Source organism: Winogradskyella marincola, from assembly GCF_029624125.1.
In the GTDB taxonomy this organism is placed as follows: Bacteria; Bacteroidota; Bacteroidia; order Flavobacteriales; family Flavobacteriaceae; genus Winogradskyella; species Winogradskyella marincola.
This window is the reverse complement of the sequence record NZ_JARSBN010000001.1, coordinates 341,449-361,095: the sequence shown is the minus strand read 5'-3', so window position 1 is coordinate 361,095 and position 19,647 is coordinate 341,449. Positions and strand designations below refer to the sequence as shown.

Annotated in this window: 20 protein-coding genes; 9 read left to right on the top strand and 11 right to left on the bottom strand. The window is 33.8% G+C overall.

What is annotated here, in order from left to right:
* The 3 genes from P7122_RS01740 to P7122_RS01730 all read right to left on the bottom strand — a co-directional run bounded on the left by P7122_RS01740 (window position 1) and on the right by P7122_RS01730 (window position 1,825).
* Complete coding sequence (locus P7122_RS01740; protein WP_278004059.1) at window positions 1-753, bottom strand: type 1 glutamine amidotransferase domain-containing protein; 753 nt, start codon at window positions 751-753, stop codon at window positions 1-3.
* Window positions 754-876: 123 nt separating this feature from the next.
* Entirely contained in the window at window positions 877-1,449 is a 573-nt protein-coding gene (locus tag P7122_RS01735) for a Crp/Fnr family transcriptional regulator (RefSeq protein ID WP_278004058.1), read from the bottom strand.
* 16 nt (window positions 1,450-1,465) lie between these two features.
* Window positions 1,466-1,825, bottom strand: a complete 360-nt coding sequence (locus P7122_RS01730; RefSeq protein ID WP_278004057.1) for a winged helix-turn-helix transcriptional regulator — start codon at window positions 1,823-1,825, stop codon at window positions 1,466-1,468.
* Window positions 1,826-1,929: 104 nt separating this feature from the next.
* Between P7122_RS01730 and P7122_RS01725 the strand changes: the two genes are divergently transcribed.
* The 5 genes from P7122_RS01725 (at window position 1,930) to era (ending at window position 5,197) form a co-directional block, all read left to right on the top strand.
* Window positions 1,930-2,523, top strand: a complete 594-nt coding sequence (locus P7122_RS01725) for an NAD(P)H-dependent oxidoreductase (RefSeq protein WP_278004056.1) — start codon at window positions 1,930-1,932, stop codon at window positions 2,521-2,523.
* A gap of 52 nt (window positions 2,524-2,575) precedes the next feature.
* Window positions 2,576-3,094 (top strand): peroxiredoxin-like family protein, encoded by a 519-nt coding sequence (locus P7122_RS01720; RefSeq protein WP_278004055.1) that lies wholly within the window; start codon window positions 2,576-2,578, stop codon window positions 3,092-3,094.
* A 9-nt stretch (window positions 3,095-3,103) separates the two neighbouring features.
* Complete coding sequence (locus tag P7122_RS01715; protein WP_278004054.1) at window positions 3,104-3,736, top strand: transglutaminase-like domain-containing protein; 633 nt, start codon at window positions 3,104-3,106, stop codon at window positions 3,734-3,736.
* A 100-nt stretch (window positions 3,737-3,836) separates the two neighbouring features.
* Window positions 3,837-4,295, top strand: coding sequence for an RNA methyltransferase (locus P7122_RS01710; RefSeq protein ID WP_278004053.1), 459 nt, complete (start codon window positions 3,837-3,839; stop codon window positions 4,293-4,295).
* Window positions 4,296-4,315: 20 nt separating this feature from the next.
* Window positions 4,316-5,197: a GTPase Era gene (era, locus tag P7122_RS01705; RefSeq protein WP_278004052.1), complete on the top strand. Its 882-nt coding sequence runs from the start codon at window positions 4,316-4,318 to the stop codon at window positions 5,195-5,197.
* Window positions 5,198-5,219: 22 nt separating this feature from the next.
* On the opposite strand, the gene P7122_RS01700 is transcribed toward era, so the two are convergent.
* Window positions 5,220-5,594, bottom strand: coding sequence for a hypothetical protein (locus P7122_RS01700; protein ID WP_278004051.1), 375 nt, complete (start codon window positions 5,592-5,594; stop codon window positions 5,220-5,222).
* A 191-nt stretch (window positions 5,595-5,785) separates the two neighbouring features.
* Complete coding sequence (locus tag P7122_RS01695) at window positions 5,786-6,307, bottom strand: GTP-binding protein (protein ID WP_278004050.1); 522 nt, start codon at window positions 6,305-6,307, stop codon at window positions 5,786-5,788.
* A gap of 145 nt (window positions 6,308-6,452) precedes the next feature.
* On the opposite strand from P7122_RS01695, the gene der reads away from it, so the two are divergent.
* The 3 genes from der (at window position 6,453) to P7122_RS01680 (ending at window position 13,075) form a co-directional block, all read left to right on the top strand.
* Window positions 6,453-7,757, top strand: a complete 1,305-nt coding sequence (der, locus tag P7122_RS01690) for a ribosome biogenesis GTPase Der (RefSeq protein WP_278004049.1) — start codon at window positions 6,453-6,455, stop codon at window positions 7,755-7,757.
* A gap of 14 nt (window positions 7,758-7,771) precedes the next feature.
* Entirely contained in the window at window positions 7,772-10,204 is a 2,433-nt protein-coding gene (locus tag P7122_RS01685) for a T9SS type B sorting domain-containing protein (RefSeq protein ID WP_278004048.1), read from the top strand.
* Between the two features lie 93 nt (window positions 10,205-10,297).
* Window positions 10,298-13,075, top strand: a complete 2,778-nt coding sequence (locus P7122_RS01680; protein WP_278004047.1) for an outer membrane beta-barrel protein — start codon at window positions 10,298-10,300, stop codon at window positions 13,073-13,075.
* Here the strand turns inward: P7122_RS01680 and P7122_RS01675 are convergent, their stop codons facing one another.
* From P7122_RS01675 to P7122_RS01650, 6 genes are all read right to left on the bottom strand, one after another.
* Window positions 13,076-13,528: a TPM domain-containing protein gene (locus tag P7122_RS01675; protein WP_278004046.1), complete on the bottom strand. Its 453-nt coding sequence runs from the start codon at window positions 13,526-13,528 to the stop codon at window positions 13,076-13,078.
* An 83-nt stretch (window positions 13,529-13,611) separates the two neighbouring features.
* Window positions 13,612-14,457, bottom strand: a complete 846-nt coding sequence (locus tag P7122_RS01670; protein ID WP_278004045.1) for a TPM domain-containing protein — start codon at window positions 14,455-14,457, stop codon at window positions 13,612-13,614.
* The gene (locus P7122_RS01665; RefSeq protein WP_278004044.1) at window positions 14,457-14,894 is read right to left on the bottom strand and encodes a TPM domain-containing protein; all 438 of its coding nucleotides are present in this window, start codon (window positions 14,892-14,894) and stop codon (window positions 14,457-14,459) included. Before P7122_RS01665 ends, P7122_RS01670 begins: the two co-directional genes overlap by 1 nt.
* An 18-nt stretch (window positions 14,895-14,912) precedes the next feature.
* A complete protein-coding gene (locus P7122_RS01660; RefSeq protein WP_278004043.1) occupies window positions 14,913-15,485 on the bottom strand; it encodes a LemA family protein in 573 nt (190 codons plus the stop codon).
* A gap of 12 nt (window positions 15,486-15,497) precedes the next feature.
* Window positions 15,498-15,827: a MerR family transcriptional regulator gene (locus tag P7122_RS01655; RefSeq protein WP_278004042.1), complete on the bottom strand. Its 330-nt coding sequence runs from the start codon at window positions 15,825-15,827 to the stop codon at window positions 15,498-15,500.
* Window position 15,828: 1 nt separating this feature from the next.
* A complete protein-coding gene (locus tag P7122_RS01650) occupies window positions 15,829-16,800 on the bottom strand; it encodes a M23 family metallopeptidase (protein WP_278004041.1) in 972 nt (323 codons plus the stop codon).
* Between the two features lie 231 nt (window positions 16,801-17,031).
* Here P7122_RS01650 and alaS point away from each other — a divergent pair, with 231 nt between their 5' ends.
* Window positions 17,032-19,647: an alanine--tRNA ligase gene (alaS, locus tag P7122_RS01645; protein WP_278004040.1), complete on the top strand. Its 2,616-nt coding sequence runs from the start codon at window positions 17,032-17,034 to the stop codon at window positions 19,645-19,647.

Sequence of the window (19,647 nt, the reverse complement as noted above, 5' to 3'; positions counted from 1 at the left end):
TTAGTGTTTATCCTCTAAAAGTTCTACAATTTTTTCTGCTGCTAATTTTGCAGAAGCAGGATTTTGACCTGTTACTAAACGCTCATCTACGCTTACTTTTTCTTGCCACATAGCTGCTTTATCTACAGTCGCACCACGTTCAATTAGTTTATCTTCCAATAAAAATGGCACAACGTTTTCTAGTTCTACATTGGCTTCTTCTTCATTAGTAAATACGCTTACCGTTTTACCTTCAACTAAATAATTACCATTAGATAATTTAATATTTACTAAAGCCGAAGGACCATGACAAACAGCTGCAACAACACCGTCGTTTTCGTAAATTTTTGCAGCAATTTTTGCTAGTTTTTTATTGTTTGGAAAATCCCACATTGTGCCATGTCCACCTGCATAATAAATGGCGTCGTAATCTTTAGCTTTTATTTTTGAAACTTTTAATGTGTTTTGAAGTTTATTCTGGAATGTTGAATCATTCCAATATTTATTATTCACTTCATCTGTAAGATCAAAACCATCTACTGGTGGATTGCCGCCTTCTGGACTTACTAAGGTTATTTCATAATTATTAGCATCAAAAACCTCGTAAGCATGAGTAACTTCACTTAAATAATAACCGGTGTCTTTACCTGTGTCACCTAATTCTTGATGACTAGAAAGCACCATTAATACGCTTGGTTTGTCCTGTTTGGTTTGTGCTATTAAGACAATGCTAAAAAGCAAAGTGATTGCTGAGAAATAAAATCTTGTTTTCATTGTTTTGTTTTTTGGTTTAAAATTCTGGTACAAAATTCAATGAAAAGCACTACTTGTGCGAGGACGTATGTCACGATTTTAAAGTGATGTATCGCAACAAAAAAATGTGATGTATATCACTTTTTAACCTTTAAAACGACTTAAGGTTTCTCTGGATACACCTAAATAGGCTGCAATCAGTTTTTTAGGTACACGCTGTACTAATTTTGGTAGTTTAAATAATAAAGCGTCGTAACGTTCTTCGGCAGTTTGTGTTAATAAAGACAGGATACGTTGCTGCAAACCAATAAATCCGTAATTAGATTTTATTCGGAAGAAATTTGCCATAGCGGGAATTTTTTGACAAATGATTTCACGACTTTCTAAAGACAGACAGAAAAATTCAGAATCTTCAATACAATCTACAAAAATTGTTGCAGGTATTTGATGCTGAAATGCGTAATAGTCACTTACCCAATAGTCTTCCATAGCAAACTGAAGAATGTGCTCACTACCTTTTTCATCTACAGCATAAGATTTTATAAGTCCGTTGATAATCCAAAATTCGCAATCTACGGGTTGTCCTGTTTGTATTAAAAACTGATGCTTTTTAAGTTTTTTATGTTCAAAATGAGGTGCAATAATTTTCCACTCTTCATCAGTAAGTGTTACAATTTCTTCAAAGTGTTGCCTTAAGAGTTGGTATTTGTCTTGCATGCTGCAAAAATAGAAATTATAAAGTTACAATTCTGCATGCCTCAAACTCTATTTCATTATAGCTGTCTTGAGTCCATTGGCTCAAACTTTTAAGAATTGGTAGTAAAGCTTTGCCTTTTTTAGATAAAGAATATTCTACACGTGGCGGTATTTCGGCATATTTTTTTCTGATAATAATGCCATCTTCTTCAAGCTCTCGTAATTGTTCTGTCAATACTTTTTTTGATATGGTAGGTGTAAACATTAACAACTTACCAAAGCGTAAACTTCCGTTGGCTAATAAGTAAATTAAAATCGGTTTCCACTTATTTCCAATAACGTTCATGGCATGAACTAAAGAACATACATTCGGATTGTCAATTACCTTTCTTCCCATTAGTTACCATTTTGTAACCACTATTTAAGGTGGCTTAATCATTATTGGTTTCAAAAATAAACTATTATTGGTTTCTTTGCAATACTAATTTAAAATTTAAATACATGAAAAACGTACTTATAATTAATGGTCATCAATATTATCCTTTTTCTGAAGGAAAATTAAATCAATCTTTTGTTGAAAAATTATCCACTCAATTAGGTGATGCTAACTTAAGTGTAAAGACCACAGAAACTCAAAATGAATATAATGTAGACGAGGAAATTGAAAAATTCCTTTGGGCAGATATCGTGTTTTTGCAAACACCTCTTAACTGGATGGGAATTACTTGGTCGTTTAAAAAATACATTGACGATGTGTTTACCGCAGGAATGATGGGAAAACTATCTCAAGGTGATGGTCGTACAGCAGAAGCACCAAAAAAGAATTACGGTTCAGGAGGTTTGTTAAAAGGAAAATATATGATTTCGGTAACTGCCAATGCACCAAAAGAGGCTTTTAATAATCCTGAAGAATCCTTTTTTGCTGGTAAAAGTGAAGACGACTTACTATTACCAATGCACCTTAACTTTAAATGGTTTGGTCTAGAGCCTTTAAAAACTTTTTTTGCTTATGATGTGATGAAAAATCCAGACACTGAAAACGACTTTGCAAGATTTGAAAAGCATATTAATGAAGAATTGCTTCAAAAGATATAATCCTTTCAAAAGTCTTCCTATTTAAAAAGAATATAATTTATATACACATAAAATGAACAGACCAACACCAAAGCATATAGCACCAAATTTAACTTTTCCAGTTTTAGATGGTAACGAATGGCAGATTAACAATCAGCAACCAGAAAATTTCACTTTAGTGGTTTTTTATAGAGGTTTACATTGCCCATTGTGCAAAAAATACCTACAACAGTTAGAAGATTTGTTACCAGAATTTAAAGAAAGAGGTGTCAACGTTATTGCTGTAAGTATGGATTCTGAGTCTAGAGCACGCTTATCGCGTCAAAAATGGGAATTATCAGAATTACAGTTAGGGTATAACTTAGATTTAGAAACTGCTAAAAATTGGGGATTATATTTAAGTAAAGGTGTAAAAGATGGTGAGCCAGATACATTTAGCGAACCAGGACTATTTTTAATTGACAATAACAATCAAGTCTATTATTCAGCCATAAATAGTAATCCTTGGGGAAGACCTTACCTGCCTTCTTTTGTAAAAGCTGTAGATTATATTGTGTCTTCAGGCTATCCTGCAAGAGGCGAAATGTTATAAATTTGTAATATGAATTACACCGAAAAAACATATTACTACGATTACGATAACCCTGTTATTAAGGACATTGTAAAAGAGGTTGAGCACTTAACTTCTCAACAAGATATTATAGAACAGTTGTATCTAAAGGTTAGAGATGGTTGGCGTTATTTACCTTTTAATATTGGTTTAACAAAAGCGCATTTTAAAGCCAGTAATATTGCAAAAAAACCAGATGGACATTGCATTGATAAAGCCATTTTATACATTGCTTGTTTACGTGCCTTTAATATTCCTGCAAGGTTACATTTAGCTAAAGTATCTAACCACATTGCTACAGAGCGTTTAGAAAAAGTGATTGGCACTAACGAGCTGGCACCTCATGGTTTGGTTGATGTGTTTTATAATAATAAATGGGTTAAATGTTCACCTGCGTTTAATAAAGAACTATGTGCCATTTACAATGTAGATGTTTTAGATTTTAATGGAACAGAAGACGCTGTGATGCAAGAATACAATAAAGACGATCATAAATTTATGACCTACATAGAAGATTATGGTCATTTTGAAGATGTTCCTTTGGAATTTATAAAAGACACATTTAAATCAAATTATCCTAGTCTTTATGAAAGATTTAAAAATCAGGATCATATTGTAATTTAAAATTGTGTAAATCATCTACAATTTTGTTTGGTAATTTTTCTGTACACTATACTAAAGGAAAGCCTTTCATTTTTTGAAAGGCTTTTATATTTTTGATTTTATGACAGATAATTTTGTAAACGAATTTTTTGGAGTAGGCATACAAAATGGTAAAACACCAGAAAATCTTGGTGTGCTATGGAGGTCTGCACAAAACCTAGGTGCTAGTTTTATTTTTACTATTGGTAATAGGTATGCAAAACAAGCATGCGATACGCATAATGCAGTAAAATCAATGCCTTATTTTCATTACGATACGTTTGATGAGTTTTTTAATAACTTGCCTAAAGGTGCACGTTTAGTAGGTGTAGAGTTAACAGATGAGGCGGTAGATTTAGAAACATTTCATCATCCAAGGAGATGTGTGTATCTTTTGGGTGCAGAAGACCATGGATTGTCTAAACAAGCCATAGAAAAGAGTCATTTTTTGGTGAAATTTAAGTCGGAGTTAAGTCTTAATGTATCTGTAGCAGGAAGTATTGTGATGTACGATAGAGGAATAAACAAACCAAGGTCGTAACTTTGTAAAAAAAAAATGAAATGCATAAAGCTGGTTTTGTAAATATTATTGGTAATCCAAACGTCGGTAAATCAACATTGATGAACGCTTTTGTTGGTGAGAAGCTATCTATCATAACATCGAAAGCACAAACCACAAGACATAGAATTCTTGGAATTGTTAATGGTGAAGATTTTCAGATGGTATTGAGTGATACACCAGGTATCATAAAACCAGCCTACGAGTTACAATCCTCAATGATGGATTTTGTAAAGTCCGCTTTTGAAGATGCAGATGTTTTGATTTATATGGTAGAAATAGGCGAGAAGGAGCTCAAAGATGAAGCCTTTTTTAAGAAAATCACCAATTCTAAAATTCCTGTTTTATTACTCTTAAATAAAATTGATAATTCTAATCAAGAGCAACTAGAAGAACAGGCAGAGTTATGGCAAAGCAAAGTGCCAAATGCTGAGTTTTATCCAATTTCTGCTTTAAATGGATTTAATGTTCAAAATGTATTTCAAAGAATAATTGAGTTATTACCAGAATCACCTCCATTTTATCCAAAAGATCAATTAACCGATAAGCCAGAGCGCTTTTTTGTTAATGAAGCGATTAGAGAAAAAATATTACTGCACTATAAAAAGGAAATTCCATATTCTGTAGAAGTTGATACCGAAGAGTTTTTTGAAGAGGAAAACATCATCAGAATCCGTTCTGTTATTATGGTAGAGCGTGATACTCAAAAAGGCATCATAATTGGGCATAAAGGTTCAGCTTTAAAGCGTGTTGGTGTAGAAGCCAGAAAAGATTTAGAAAAGTTTTTTGGTAAACAAATTCACTTAGAATTGTACGTTAAGGTGAATAAAAATTGGAGATCGAATCAAAAACAATTAAAGCGTTTTGGGTATAACCAAAAGTAGTTAGGTAACTGTCCAGTATTAGTTACAAACGAGCATTATTTAATACTTCAATAAACCATTCTTGATATTCTTTAAATTCTTCCTCTGTTTGATAATTATGTGTAATTAAACAAATAGCTAGTCTTACTTTAATAATAGTTTTTGTTCTCATATCACTCAAACCGTTATTCTTTTTTAAAAAGTCCCAAAAGTACTCTTGAGCTAATTCTAAATCCTTTGGGTATTTGAAATCTATTTTGTTAACTTTCTCTTTTATAAAAGCTATTGGGTCAATATCAAATTCACTAAAGCTAATTTTCGATTTTTCTAAACACTCAATCTGATATTTTATAAATACTTTAATAACATTTAATTTATTATTATCATCCCATTTATTTCTTTTGTCTAACGTAATCATTTGAATAGTTGCTATTTAAATTCTCTTACACACCCTTACTTCTATTCACTATCACAGTGTGTTATAACCCAAGCATGTGGTTGTGACTCAATATTTAAAACTACAAATAATTAAATAGTTTTGGTAATATTAAATACGAAGGAATTCTTAAATTAGGTAGGAACAAAACTTGAGGTCTAACCAAAAGTAAATTATTCGACTGCATGTATATCTTTACTACGCAACGTATCTCGCATAAAGTGGTGTAGCTGATGCATTTGATCCATTCCTGCTTTTTTGCCAAGTCTGCCACTAAAATAAAGAGCAAACCATACAACTACCATAAGTAGGGTAACAAAGAGTTGTATTGCAAAATCATTTTCGAGAGACCAATTCACATAAGCCCAAATTCCAAATCCGATAAAAAGACCTGCAACCACAAAGTGAAAGAACATAAACATGGTCCACACAGTAGGATTGGGTCCAAATAAACCATAAATAGTACTCAGGCTTTTATTGTTGTAATCCTCATTGATTTCAAGATGCAGTTGCGGTGACCAAAAATGCTGTTTAGCTTTAGGTATTTTTATAAACACATGGTCGTCTACACGTGTTACTATGAAATTTGATTGGTCTTTGCTTTCAGCTTCAAATAAGGAAAGTAAACTTTCATTGTCTTGGCTGACATTGAATTTAAATCTTGGCCTTAAAATTATATCGTTAGAAAGCTCCATCTCGTAATAAAAATCAAATTCAATTTACATATTTTCTTATTGAAACTCAAAACATAAAATCTAATTTCATAAATCGTATATCTAAAATTAAACCCTACCTTTGCTACCGCTTACAGGATATGTAATGCAGAATAAATTTAATTATATGGGAAACATAGTTGCAGTAGTAGGAAGACCAAACGTTGGTAAATCAACTTTTTTTAATCGTTTAATAAAAAGGCGAGAAGCCATTGTTGATGCCGTAAGTGGTGTTACAAGAGATCGTCATTATGGTAAAACCGATTGGAATGGAAGAGAATTCTCTCTTATAGATACAGGTGGATACGTAGTTGGTAGTGATGATATATTTGAAGCCGAAATAGATAAGCAGGTAGAGCTGGCTATTGATGAAGCAGATGCTATTATTTTTATGGTAGATGTAGAAACAGGTGTTACAGGTATGGATGAAGATGTTGCTAACTTGTTACGAAAAGTAGAAAAGCCTGTTTTTCTTGTTGTAAACAAAGTAGACAATAATAAAAGAGCTGAAGATGCTGTTGAGTTTTATTCACTTGGTTTAGGTGAGTATTATACCATTGCAAGTATCAATGGTAGTGGAACCGGAGATTTATTAGATGCTGTTGTTGAGGCCTTGCCAGAAAAAGAAGAAATAGAAGAAGAGCAGTTGCCAAGATTTGCAGTTGTAGGTCGTCCTAATGCAGGAAAATCGTCTTTTATAAATGCTCTAATCGGTGAAGATCGATATATAGTTACTGATATTGCAGGTACTACAAGAGATTCTATAGATACGAAGTATAATCGTTTTGGTTTTGAATTTAATCTTGTTGATACAGCTGGTATTCGTCGTAAATCGAAGGTAAAAGAAGACCTAGAGTTTTACTCAGTAATGCGAAGCATAAGAGCTATAGAACATTGCGACGTTTGTTTGTTAGTGTTAGATGCTACAAGAGGTTTTGATGGTCAGGTTCAGAATATATTTTGGTTAGCTGAGCGCAACAGAAAGGGTGTTGTAATTCTTGTAAACAAATGGGATTTGGTTGAAAAAGATAACAAGACAGCCAAAGAATTTGAAAAGTACATCAGACAAGAAATAGCACCTTTCACAGATGTGCCAATTGTATTTATTTCAGTATTAAACAAACAACGAATTTTTAAAGCAATAGAAACTGCTGTAGAAGTTTATAAAAACAGAACAAAGAGGATTAAAACTAGTGTTTTAAATGAAACATTATTACCAATTATTGAGCACAATCCACCACCAGCTTATAAAGGAAAGTATGTAAAGATTAAGTACATAATGCAGTTACCTACTCCGCAACCTCAGTTTGCTTTTTTCTGCAACTTGCCTCAATACGTTAAAGACCCTTACAGACGTTTCTTAGAAAATCAACTTAGAGACCACTTTGATTTTAATGGTGTGCCTGTAAGTGTTTACATGCGAAAAAAATAGTACTTTTATTCGCTATGAAAATACATAAGTTGTTTTTGTTTGGTGCATTAGTACTGTCATTTAGTCTATTTGCTCAAGACGCTCCGCCAGAAATTAGTGTAACAGGTGAACAGTATTATTGTTCAGATACACCAATGAATATTGTAACATCTGTTTCTATTACAGATCCAAACCCAGAAGATACAACCTTGCAACAGGTGTTTATACAAATAGCAGAAGGCTATGAGTTGGGTGAAGATACGTTGGTTTTAAATGGAGTGCATCCTGGTATTTCTTCAACATGGAATGCAGCTCAAGGGCAACTTGCGTTATTTGGACCAGCAACGTTTGCTGAGTTTGAATCTGCGATTGAGGATGTGCTTTTTCAGACTACACAAGTTAACTTTTTAGAAGATAAACAATTTTCTATCAACTTAGGAAATGCTAATTATTTACCAAGTACAGGTCATTATTATTTTTATGTATCTAGTCCTGGTATAACCTGGACGCAGGCAAGAGATGCTGCAGAAAATCAGGATTATTATGGATTAACAGGATACTTAGCTACAATAACATCTGCTGAAGAAGCACAATTATCTGGAGAGCAAACCTCTGGTACAGGATGGATTGGTGCATCTGATGCAGAAACAGAAGGAACATGGAAGTGGGAAACTGGTCCTGAAGCAGGTACGGTTTTTTGGCAAGGAACTGCTAATGGAAGTCCTGTAAATAATGAATTTTCATTCTGGAATTCTGGAGAGCCAAATAATGCAGGTGATGAAGATTATGCACATATAACTTCACCAAATATTGGTATTCTTGGATCTTGGAATGATTTAGCTGTTACAGGAGATACAAATCCTGGTGGTGATTATCATCCGCAAGGCTATATTGTAGAGTTTGGTGGTTTACCTAATGAACCGGAAATAAATCTTTCTGCAAATAGCACTATTATTATGCCTAGAATTTTATCTGAAGATATAACAGTTTGTGGTATAGAAGAAGTAACTATAGCAGTAGAATCTTCCACTAATAATGCAGATTGGTATACATCAGAGACAGAAGCAGTACCTGTGCATTCTGGTACAACGTATAATGTTTCTTTAACCGAAACTACAACATATTGGATATTGCCAGTAGTGCCAGCATGTGTTGGTAATACAGAGCGTTATCCTGTAACGGTCTATGTTAATCCAATACCAGAGACAAATAATATTACTATAATTCAGTGCGAAGATGAGGTTATAGACGGTTCTACAAATTTTAATCTAAGTGAGTATAATGATGCTGTTGTAGATGGTGATTTGTCTAATATAGAGGTTGCATACTATTCAGATGCTGATTTTTTAAATCAAATAGATAGTCAGAGTTATATCAATACGACTAATAACCAAACAGTTTTTGCATTAGTAACCAATTCAGCAACACAATGTAGTAATCAGGCAGAAGTGCTTTTGGTTGTTAACACGGAGTTGTCTCAATCCGTTATTATTGAAGAGTGCGATAATTTAGATGAAACTGGTTTAGTAACGTTTGATCTTATGGTAGCAGAAACAGCTATTTATGCAAACGAAGGGTTCGATAAGCAAGTAGAAGGTTTTTATGAAACGTATAATGATGCTCTATTGCTTCAAAATCCATTAAATAATAATTATACCAATAGTCAACCTTACTATCAAGTTGTTTACGCTCGTGTGCAGCAAGATGGTAACTGTCATAGTATAGTAGAAGTGGAGTTGAATGTTGAGCCACTTCCAGAGCTTATGGAAGACGAAACAGTCTATTATTGTTTAAACACATTTCCAGAGACCATTTCATTATATGGTGGTATTATTAATGATGTGCCTAACAATTATTATTACAATTGGTCTACTGGAGAGACAACAATTAATATAGATATTAACGAGCCAGGATCTTACACAGTAGAAGTAACAAGACCTAACGGTTGTACCAATCAAAGAACTATAACGGTATTACCATCTAGTACTGCAGTGGTAGAAACTATTGAGGTGTCAGACGCTTCGGAGTATAATACAATTACAATTCTAACATCAGGTGAAGGAGAATATCTTTATGCTTTAAATGATGAAAATGGACCATACCAAGAGTCTAATACTTTTGAAGATGTAGCATCAGGTGTACACACGGTTTATATCAAAGATATAATGGCAGATTGTGGTATTATTTCAGAAGATATATCAGTCTTAGGATTTCCAAAATTCTTTACACCAAATGGAGATACAATAAATGATACCTGGCAAATTAGTGGGTTTTCTTCTCAGTTTCCTGTAACGGCATCAGTGAAAATCTTTAATAGATTTGGGAAAATTATTACAATTTTAAACGCATCTAATTCGCAATGGGATGGTAGTTATAAAGGTGAAACTTTACCATCTGATGACTATTGGTTTGAAGCAGAATTAGCAGATGGAAGAATTTATAAAGGGCACTTTGCGTTAAAGCGATAACGAAATTTTATTGTTATTTTAAGAAATTTCATACGATTTATTCTTTTATTGCGTTAAAGCTTTAGCTATTTAATTAACCATCAATCAATCTCTATGAAAAAACTAACTTTAGTTTTTGCATTGCTCTTTGCATGTTTTACTTTTTCACAGGAAAAAACTTTCGAAATTACAGGAACACTAATCGCAGAAGATTCTAATCTGCCAATAGAGTCAGCTACAGTTTACCTCGAACGACTAAAAGATAGTAGTGTTGTTTCTTATACAATTTCAGAAAAAAACGGATTTTTTAAAATTGAAGGACGAACCTTCGATGATAGTCTTAATTTCTATGCATCGTATGTAGGGTATGGTGCTCACGTACAAAAAATTAAGCTAGATAAAGAGAAGATAGATTTAAAGACGATCTCTATGCAGCTAGATAATCAGCTGAAGGAAGTGCTCATAAAGTCTACTGCGCCTATAACTATAAAAAAAGATACTCTAGAGTTTAATGTAAAATCTTTTAAAACAAAAAAGGATGCCACAGTAGAGGATTTGCTTAAGCAGTTGCCAGGTGTAGAGGTAGATGAAGAAGGTAAAATAACAGTAAATGGTAAAGAGGTAAACAAGATTTTAGTAAACGGAAAACCGTTTTTTGGTGACGATCCAACCATAACAACAAAGAATCTTACTAAAGACATTATTGAAAAAATTCAGGTAGTTGACTCAAAAACAAAGTCCGAAGCATTTACAGGAGAAGCAGGTGACAAAGAAAATAAAACCATAAACCTAACCATAAAAGAAGAAAACAATAAAGGTGTTTTTGGTAGAGTGGCTGCAGGTGCTGGTACAGATGAGCGCTATGAATATGCAGGTATGGTTAACCTTTTTAATAATGATAGACGTATTAGTGTGCTTGCTGGTGGCAATAATATTAATTCACCAGGTTTTAGTTTTGGAGAACTTTCTAAAATGTTTGGAAACGCAAGTAGCATTTATATTAATAGTAACGGCTCTTTTAGGTTTGATGGTCGCTCTTTTGGTGGTGGTCAAGGTATTACGACATCTAGAAGTACAGGTTTAAATTATGCCGACGTAATTGGCGAAACCGTTGATATTGCGGCAGATTATTTTAATTCATCAAGTAATTCTGAAAATGAAACTATTTCTGAGCGCGAAACTATCTTAGCAGATTCAAGATTTTTCACAAATTCGCGTTCAACTTCAAATAATGATACAGACAGTCATTCTGCAAATTTAGAATTTGAGATTGAAACAGATTCAACCTTTCAATTAAGTATAGAACCTTCATTTGGCTATTCTAAAACCAGAACATTCTACAATAGCAATGACGAAACTCTAGATGAAGATTTAGTGCTTACCAACCAGTCTGCAGTAAACTCTGATGTAGAAAGTTATGCCAGAGAGTTTTCTACAAATATTTCTGCTACAAAACGATTTGGAAGCAAAGGAGCTTTTATAAAGGCTGAGGTAGAAACAGAAATTAACAAACAAGAAAGTGATGACTATTTAAATTCTGTTGCAGAAATTTTTGGAACAGACCCAGAAACTATCGTAAGAAATCAATTTACAGATGGTGTTAATGATAGTTATGGTGTTTCTACAGAATTAACCTATAGGTTACCAATAGTAGCAAAAAAGCTCTTTCTAAATTTTGAATACGAATATTCTAGAGACAAGGAGAATAATAGACAAAGTACTTTTGATTATAGCGACACTTCAGAAGGTTTTGATGACTTCAATACAGAACTAAGTACAGATTTTGAATATACAGATTCTAGAAGCATACCTAGAGTAGGTGTAACGTACAATGGCGAAAAATTTTACACTAGATTAAACATAGGTTACAATATCCGTACATTAGAAAATAATGATTTATTACGACCTCAATTCAACGTAGAGCGAAAATTCAAAAATTTAGAAGCGAGTTACAGAGTTAATTATAGATTTAGTCCTAAAGCGTCTGTTTATGCAAGCTACTGGTTAAGTAATAATCCACCAGGATTACGTCAACTACAAGCATTTACAGATGTGTCAAACCCATTAAGTGTCATTGTTGGTAATCCAAACTTAGAGCCATCTAGGAGACATAGCTTTTATGCAGGTTATAATGCTTTCGATTGGCAAAAGCGAACAGGATTTTACGCTAACTTTAATTCAAGTTTTACCAACAACCAAGTGGTTTCTAGAACGGTTGTGGATCCTGAAACTTTAGTAAGAACAACAACTTATGAGAACGTAGATGGTAATTATAGTATTGGTGTTTCTGGTACGTACAGTAAAGAAGTAAAGTTAGATACTTTAAAATCTATAAAGTTTAATTTAAGAACACGCTTCGATAGAAGTAAGAACATCAACTTTAACAATGATGTGCAATACGCGAGTACGGTAAATACTATAGTACCACGTTTGGGAGTAGATTTTATTTGGGATAAGGTAATGGAAGTTAAGCCTTATTATGAGTTGGTAATTTCAAACAATGCTTATGATATTGAAGCATTTGAAGACCGAAACTTTACACGTCATAATGCAGGATTGAGAACGGCTACCTTTTTACCTAAAAAGTTTGAATGGGAAAATGATATCAGATTTAGTTACAACCCAAATGTAGCTGAAGGCTTTCAAAAAAGTGCCTGGTTTTGGAATTCTACATTAACATACAGCATCCTAAAGGATAAAGGATTGATCTCCTTAAAAGTGTACGATTTACTCAATCAAAACACAAACGCAAGGCGTACAGCAACACAAGATTATATACAAGATTATCAAAGTACAGTTTTGCGTCAGTACTTTATGTTAGGCTTTAGTTATAAGTTTAATAGCTTAGGTTCTAAAGGCGAAACAAGTGATGATAATTTCTTTATGTTCTAGTTAATCCCAAAGAGCAAAAAGAGCATCTAAAGCTTTTTTGACACCTTTGTAATATTGTTTTTTTCTAAATTGAGGAATCATAACACTATCAATTATGATTTTGCACTCATAATCTGAGATTGTTTTTTCGGTGCCTAAACCAGTATTTATGGCAATTTTTCTATCGTATCTAGAAATTGTGATGAGTAATCCATTATCTTTTTCTTTGTTGCCAATTCCCCAAGAATTTGCAACTTCCTTACCAAATGCCATAATATCCATATGCTTTGGAATAGAATCAACGGTTAGAATAGCAGTTTGATTTGTGGTTTGCTGTTCGAATTGAATTATTTTATATGCTAATGAATCTCGTTCTGTTTTAGAAAATAATTCAGCAGTATCATAAACAATGTTTTGATTAGTATTTTCTGGAATATCTATACCGATACTAGATTTTGTTTCCTTACAATTCAATAAGAGTAGAGAAATAAAACATAGAATAAATAATCTATTGCCAAAAGTCTGAAGCATAAATCTAAAGAAATATATTATACAAATTACCAACCTCCAGAAGCACCTCCACCTCCAAAGCTTCCACCTCCGAAACCACCACCAAAGCCTCCGCCTCCAAAGCTTCCACCAGATGAGGAACCGCCAAAAAGACCACCTCCAGAAGATGAACCTCTAGAGTAGCTTCCGCGTCCCATATTACTTAATATAATGGCTTCAAGAATACTTCTGGCATCGTCATCTCTTCGGTTGCCTTTATTGCCACCTCGTCCACCACCACGTGTTTTAGAAATGGCTATGATGAATATGATAAAAAAGATAACTAGAACAATAATGATTTCAAACGGAAAACGTACAGCGTTATTTTTTCTGGTCCCTTTGTATTCGCCTTGCATTACTTCAAAGATAACATCGACGCCTCTGTTGAGTCCTCCGTTGTAGTCATTGCGCTTAAAATAAGGTATGATTTCTCTGTCTATTATGCGCTTGCTCAAGGCATCTGTAAGTAAGTGCTCTACACCTTTACCAGTATTTATGGCTATTTTTCTATCATTTTTTGCTAATAGAATTAAGATGCCATTATCTTCTTTTTCTTGACCAATTCCCCATTTTTCTCCCCATTGCGCGCCAAGATAATTGATGTATTCGCCTTCGGTAGAATTAATAATGGCTACGACAATTTGTGTTGAGGTAGTGTCTGCATATCTTCTGAGCTTCACATTAAGCGCAGAGCTATCTTGTTCAGTTAATAAATTAGAGTAATCGTAAACAAAATGTTGCTTAGCATCTTTTGGTTTTGGAGGAATTTTAAATTGCGAATACCCAATAGATATCCACACAAAAGATAGTACAGTTATTACAACTTTAAATGAGATGTTTTTTAGTCTGTACATTAGCCTTTAGAAATAGAATTGTCCAACTCGTTTTGATCTCCGTGTTTCCATGGGAAGTGTTGAGCAAGTACACTGCCAGCCTCAGTTATGCCATCAATAAGACCTTGCTTGAAGTTGCTATTTTTAAATTGAGACGCTATTTTGTCTCTGGTAGAGTTCCAAAAATCAGAACCAACAATATCGTTAATGCCTTTATCACCATAAATAACAAAAGTCTTATTGTCTACAGCCACATAGATAAGCACACCATTTTGCTCCTTAGTATTATCCATTTTTAGATAATGAAAAACTTCCAAAGCATGCTCAAAGATATCCATGTTGCACTTTTGTTCTATATGCACACGGATTTCACCTGAAGTCTCTTTTTCAGCAATACGAATGGCTTCTACGATTTCCTGCTCTTCTTGTTTAGTTAGGAAATCTTCAATGTTTGGCATGATGGTGTTGTTTATTACTTAAAACTCTACTTTTGGTGCTTTTTCGCTTCCAGGTTCAGATTTAAATAAAGTAGCGTCATCAAAACCAAATACACCAGCTAAGAGGTTCATAGGGAATTTTCTGATGTATATATTGTAATTTCCTGCTAGTTCGTTAAATCTGTTGCGTTCAACACTAATTCTGTTTTCAGTACCTTCTATTTGACTTTGTAATTCAATAAAGCTTTTATCTGCTTTTAATTCAGGGTAGCGTTCTACAGTAACCAAAAGTCTGGATAAAGCACCGCTTAATCCTTGTTGAGCTTGCTGGAATTGGGCAATGTTTTCTGGAGTTAGATTGCTTGGATCTATTGTTGTTTTTGTCGCTTCAGATCGAGCTTTAATAACTCCCTCTAATGTTTCTTTTTCGTGTGCAGCATAACCTTTTACAGTAGCTACAAGATTTGGGATTAAATCTGCTCTTCTCTGATATGAACTTTCTACATTAGCCCATTGAGCTTCATAGTTTCCTTGTTTTGTTGTCATGGAATTATAGATGTAAATTCCTATAACAACTAATATGCCTAAAAGAATTAATCCCTTTTTTTTCATAATTGATAAGTTTTAAAGTTGTGTTTTTATTTTAATAAGCTGCGCTTTAATGCTTTCCAGCTTTTCAATAATTTCAAATTTTTCGAGTGATTGTTTACGTTCTTCTTTCAGATGAGTTTTGGCTCCTTCAAGTGTAAACCCTCTTTCTTTTACAAGATGGTAAATAAATTTAAGATTCTTAATGTCTTCTGGAGTAAATTTTCTGTTACCCTTGGCATTTTTTTTAGGTTTAATAATGTCAAATTCCTTTTCCCAAAATCGAATTAAAGAAGCATTCACCTTAAAAGCTTTAGCGACTTCACCAATACCGTAATAGCGTTTTTCTGGAAGATCTATATACATGTTAATCTAGGGATTGGTTTTCTAGAGAAGCTTTTCTAAGTAACTCATTAAATTCTGTGGCAGATAAATTGCCATAGTAGAAGTTTATTGGATTTATACGCTCATCATCTTTAAAAACTTCGTAATGTAAGTGTGGTGCTTCTGAGCGTCCTGTGCTACCTACGTATCCAATTATGTCTCCTCGTTTTACACGCTGATTAACACGAACATTGTATTTGTACAAGTGTGCGTACAGAGATACATAACCATAACCATGGTCTATACGAATGTGTTTACCATAACCAGATGAGCTGTTGTCTGCACGTTTTACAATACCGTTTCCTGTTGCATAAACAGGTGTACCTCTTGGCGCTGTAAAATCCATACCAAAATGAAATTTACGCACTTTAGTGAATGGATCTGTTCTGTAACCATAGCCAGATGCCATACGCGTAAGATTTTCGTTTCTTACAGGTTGTATTGCAGGTATAGCTTCAAGAAATTTTTCTTTGTCTTCAGCTAATTTAGCAATCTCATCCAATGATTTGGATTGAACAACAATAGCCTTTTCAAGTATATCTAGTCGTTTATTACTCTCTGCAATGAGCTGTGAGTTATCATAACCTTCAAACTTTTTATAGCGGTTTACACCACCAAAACCTGCACGTCGCTGCTCTTCGGGAATTGGGTTAGCTTCAAAATATAATCTGTAAATGGCATTATCACGTTCTTCAACATTTTCTAAAGCAGCAATAGCATCATCCATACGTTTGTTTAACAATTCGTATTGCAATTGCATATTTTGTAATTCTCTGGCAAGTTGACGTTCTTTAGGAGAATCTATGTATTGGTTAGAAATAAAATTAAACAACAAGGCAAAAAGTGCCGCAGCTAGTAAAAAGACAAATGCATACTTAAAGGTTGTAGCTTTTTTACGCTTTATCTTACGGTAAGATAGCGTTTCAGCATCATAATAATATTTTACCTTAGCCATGTTCTAATTTATACTATTTTTGCAGCGATTAAGCTAGTATTATAGCTTAATAACGTTAGAGTAACGACCAAACCTACAAAAATATTTTCATTACAAATTTAATAAAGTAATGAAATATATTAATAGGAGGTTGTCTCTGACTAAAAAATATATAAAAAAATTAGCAGATAAAAGACAAAAAAATGTTTTGCATTTGCCACAATAATACAATAACAAGCATAATTTCAGTATATGACGTCTCAAGAAATTCGTTCTAAGTTTTTAAGTTTTTTTGAAGGTAAAAAGCACCTCGTAGTGCCATCTGCACCAATGGTCTTAAAAAATGATCCTACCTTAATGTTTGTCAATTCAGGTATGGCACCTTTTAAAGAGTATTTTCTTGGTAATAGTGAACCAAAACGAAATAGAATTGCAGATTCTCAGAAATGTTTAAGAGTTTCAGGTAAGCATAATGATTTAGAAGAAGTGGGTTACGATACGTATCACCACACGCTTTTTGAAATGCTTGGTAACTGGAGTTTTGGCGACTACTTTAAGAAAGAAGCCATTGCTTGGGCTTGGGAGTTATTGACCGAAGTTTATGGTATAGATAAAGACATTTTATATGTTACCGTTTTTGAAGGTAGCGATGATAGCGATAACTTAAAAATGGATCAAGAGGCTTACGATATTTGGAAACAATACATTTCTGAAGATCGAATTCTTATGGGAAATAAGAAGGACAATTTCTGGGAAATGGGAGACCAAGGACCATGTGGACCATGTAGTGAAATCCATGTAGATATTCGATCGGCTGAAGAAAAAGCTAAAGTTGATGGTAAGTCTTTGGTAAACATGGATCATCCACAGGTTGTAGAAATCTGGAACTTGGTATTTATGCAATACAACCGTAAAGCCAATGGATCTCTAGAGGTATTGCCAAACAAGCATATTGATACTGGAATGGGCTTTGAGCGTTTGTGTATGGTGCTTCAAGACGTGCAATCTAATTACGATACAGATGTGTTTACACCAATAATTCGTGAGATTGAAACCATTACCAACAAGGATTATGGTAAGGATGAAAAAATAGATGTAGCCATTAGAGTTATTTCAGATCACGTAAGAGCTGTAGCGTTTTCTATAGCAGATGGTCAGCTACCAAGTAACACTGGAGCAGGTTACGTTATACGCCGAATTTTACGTAGAGCAGTGCGATATGGTTTTACATTTTTAGATAAAAAAGAACCATTTATTTACCGTTTAGTAGATGTGTTGAGCAAAAAAATGGGAACTGCGTTTCCAGAGATTAAAGCTCAAAAACAATTGATTGAAAACGTAATTAAAGAAGAAGAAGCCTCTTTTTTAAGAACATTAGAGCAAGGTCTTATTTTGCTGAATGGTATTGTTGAGGAAACAAAAGGCGATACAGTTTCAGGTGAAAAGGCATTTGAATTGTACGATACTTATGGTTTTCCTATAGATTTAACGGCTTTAATTTTATCTGAAAAGAATTTAAAATTAGATGAAAAAGGATTTGAAGAACAACTTCAAATTCAAAAAAATCGTTCGCGTAAAGCAAGTGAAACTTCTACTGAAGATTGGACGATTTTAGTTGATGATGCAGAGCAGGAATTTATCGGTTACGACGCACTTGAAGCAAACGTAAAAATTACGCGCTACAGAAAAGTCACTTCAAAAAAAGAAGGAGACATGTATCAGTTGGTGTTTAATCTTACTCCATTTTATGCTGAAGGTGGTGGGCAAGTTGGAGATAAAGGATACTTGCAAGATAACCATGGAGATACGGTTTATATCATAGATACTAAGAAAGAGAATAACGTCATTATTCACTTTGCTAAAAATTTACCAGACGATCTTAACGATACGTTTAAAGCTGTTGTAGACCAAAAACAACGTTTTAGAACCGAGTGTAACCACACAGCAACACACTTATTGCACCAAGCATTACGCGAAGTGTTAGGAACACATGTTGAGCAAAAAGGGTCTGCAGTACATTCTAAATATTTACGTTTCGATTTTTCTCATTTTTCTAAACTAACAGTTGAAGAATTAAGAGACGTAGAAAACTTTGTAAATGCAAGAATTGATGGAAAATTAGCATTACAGGAGCAAAGAAATGTGCCAATGGATCAGGCGATTTCTGATGGTGCAATGGCTTTATTTGGTGAAAAATATGGAGATACAGTTCGTACTATAAGATTCGGACAATCCATAGAACTTTGTGGTGGTACACATGTAAAGAATACTGGAGATATTTGGCATTTTAAAATTGTATCTGAAGGTGCAGTTGCAGCCGGAATTCGTCGTATAGAAGCAATAACTTATGATGCTGTTAAAGACTTTTATTTTGAAAATAACAGAGCGTATTTTGAAATGAAAGATCTATTAAACAATGCTCAAGAACCTGTAAAAGCGCTTCAAAATTTACAAGACGAAAATGCGAGTTTAAAAAAGCAGATAGAACAACTTTTAAAGGATAAAGCTAAGAACTTAAAAGGCGATCTTAAAAATGAAATCACAGAGCTTAATGGTGTAAATTTCATTGCCAAAAAAGTAGATTTAGATGCTTCTGGTATTAAAGACTTATGTTTTGAGTTAGGTGGTGAGGTTGATAACCTTTTTGCTTTGTTCGGAGCAGATAATAATGGCAAGGCGTTATTGTCTTGCTATATTTCTAAAAATCTGGTTGCTGAAAAAGACTTAAACGCTGGTCAGATTGTTAGAGAATTAGGTAAGTACATCCAAGGCGGAGGCGGAGGCCAGCCTTTCTTTGCAACAGCAGGTGGTAAAAATCCAGCAGGTATTGAGGAGGCTTTAGGAGCTGCAAATGAATACATTAAGTAA